This is a genomic window from Mycobacterium sp. TH-M106 (assembly GCF_057473765.1).
On sequence record NZ_JBYCLE010000043.1, the window covers coordinates 1 to 1,894 of the forward strand.

2 protein-coding genes are annotated in these 1,894 nt (G+C 67.3%); both read right to left on the reverse strand.

Annotation, left to right across the window (positions count from 1 at the left end):
* Positions 1 to 188, reverse strand: a 188-nt coding sequence (locus tag AC2VOP_RS01535; protein ID WP_486959330.1) for a hypothetical protein, incomplete at its 3' end; no start/stop codon positions are given.
* 45 nt (positions 189 to 233) lie between these two features.
* On the reverse strand, positions 234 to 1,894 hold a 1,661-nt coding region (locus tag AC2VOP_RS01540; protein ID WP_486959331.1), incomplete at its 5' end, for a glycerol-3-phosphate 1-O-acyltransferase.

The following is a 1,894-nucleotide window of genomic DNA, read 5'->3' on the forward strand; positions in this document are numbered from 1 at the left end:
AGCGTGGTCGCCGGCCCCGGATCGGGCAGCCCGGTGGCGGTCAGCGCATCGGCCAGCGTCAGCGCCGCGATTCCGGCGGCGGTGCAGCCGGCCAGCATGGCAACGCTGGCTAACAGGCTGGCGAGCAGCGGCCACACCCGCACGCCCCGGCTGCGCTCAGGGCACACCTCAGCCGAAACGACCGTCATACCTCCAGGGTATGGGCGCACGCCGGCGCACACCGGATAAGCCCGCTACCTGCCCCGCCGCAGCTGGCGTGCCTCGATTTCGCGGGCGATGAACTTCTTGCGGGCGATCTCGGCGATGTGGTCGAAATCGCGGAGAATGGCCTGTAACTCGCGCCGGAACGCGATTCGGCGCTCCGTCAAGTCCGGCGCGGCCTGCAGAAGGTGCTGGTCGGCGACGACCTGGCGCGCGGTCGCGAACAGCAGCGTCGACACCGGTTCGACGCTGCGCACCCGGCCCTGCGCCGCGTACTGCCGGCCGACGCCGAGCGCCAGCCGGGTGAGCTCCTTCTCGCTGATCTCTGCCGGCGCGTCGCGCAGCACGTCGGCGACGATCTCGTATGCCTCGAAGAACACCCGCAGCATCGCGTCGGCCATCAGGGGTCGCTTATCGAACAACATCGCGTCGATCTCGGCGTCGCCGGCGGCCAGGCGTGCTTCCCAGTCGGAGTGCCAGTCCATCTCTTCGGCGATGTTGCGCCGGAATGCTGCCGAGTCCGCGAAGTAGAAATCGAATTTCAGCAGATCCCGCAACCGCATCGCTTGATCCCAGAAGGCCTGCAGCCGGTCACCGTCGGCGTGCCCGGCGTGTGCCAGAGCCAGTTCAACGATCGAGGTTTCCAGGAAGGCGTGGATCACGGTGTTGCGGTAGAACGCCGCTGTGTGCTCATCCTCGGGCGCGATCCGCCACACCGGCTCCCGGCCGCCGTCGATGCGGGTGACCGGATGGCCGGCCGACAACGCGTCCGCCGCTGCGCGAACCCCGTCGGGGCTGCGCAGCCGCAGCGCGCTGGTGCTCATCGGGGTCTGCTTGCGCTCCAAATAATCCAGCGAGTCCTGCAGGGTGTGGTGCAGTTGGTCGAGGGTGAGGGCCAGTCCGCGGGTCGCCAGCAGCAGCGTCGACACCAAACCGGTCGCATTCACCGGGGTGGCCCGCAGAATCCGCCACGCCACCTCGAACGCCATCTTCTGCATGGCCAGCCGCTTGGCACCACCGTCGACGGCAAGCGCCCCGTCCGGCGGGCCGAGATAGGCGCGCATGGAGACGGCCTCCGGGAAGCGGACATAGATCTTGCCGTAGTTGCGTTCACCCTGGGCCTTGATGAAGTTGTACAGCCAGCTGAATCCCTCGGGCCGCTTCTCGGCGCCGCGCGCGTAGGCGGCGTACTCGGTGGTCTCGTGTAGCTGGTCGAAGCTGATCGAAACCCCTTGCAGCAGAATGTCGTCGCTGCGGCCGTCCAGGTAGGCGTCGGCGACGTAGGTCATCAGTCCGAGCTTGGGCGGCAGCATCTTGCCGGTGCGCGATCGGGTGCCCTCGATCGACCAGCTCAGGTTGAATCGTTTTGCCACGACGTAGCCGACGTATTCCTTGAGCACATACTTGTACAGCGGGTCATCGGCGACGTTGCGCCGGATGAAGATGACGCCGGAGCGGCGCAGCACCGGACCCATCACACCGAATGCCAAGTTGATGCCGGCGAACACATGCACCGGCGGCAACCGGTTCTCCTGCATCGCCACCGGCATCACCGCGCCGTCGATGTAGGACCGGTGCGAAAACAGCAGCACCGCCGGGTGGGTCGCCAGCGCGGTGCGCATCGCGGCAACCTGATACTCGTCGTAGTCGATGTCGGGATCGAAACCGCGGCTGAGCAGCCTGCCGAGCACCG